A 516-nucleotide genomic window follows, 5' to 3' on the forward strand; every position below is an offset into this window, starting at 1 on the left:
GAAGTGGACCGTGCCATGTTTGACCGTCAGATTGACCTCATCATGAAGGACTTTGCACCAGTTGCTCAGAGATACCTCAAGCATGTTGCCAAGGTCAATGGTCTTGAAAAGATGACCTTTGCAGACTGGAAATTGGACTTGGACAGCGCCCTTAATCCTGAAGTGACTATTGATGACGCCTATGATTTGGTCATGAAGTCAGTAGAACCTTTGGGACAAGAATATTGTCAGGAAGTTGCTCGCTATCAAGAAGAACGCTGGGTGGACTTTGCTGCCAATAGTGGCAAGGATTCTGGTGGTTATGCAGCGGATCCATATCGCGTGCACCCTTATGTCCTCATGAGCTGGACAGGCCGTTTGAGCGATGTCTATACCTTGATTCATGAAATCGGGCATTCTGGTCAATTCATCTTTTCTGACAATCATCAAAGCTACTTCAACGCCCACATGTCGACCTACTATGTCGAAGCGCCATCAACCTTCAATGAGTTGCTGTTAAGTGACTACTTGGAGCAC

1 protein-coding gene is annotated in these 516 nt (G+C 46.7%); it reads left to right on the plus strand.

Features of this window, described 5'->3' with window-relative positions; translation table 11 throughout:
- Positions 1-516 (plus strand): M3 family metallopeptidase (locus D8863_RS10955; RefSeq protein ID WP_142999505.1); only part of this gene is annotated, 516 nt, incomplete at both ends.

It is taken from the genome of Streptococcus oralis (assembly GCF_003943825.1).
GTDB classification, from domain to species: Bacteria; Bacillota; Bacilli; order Lactobacillales; family Streptococcaceae; genus Streptococcus; species Streptococcus oralis_CD.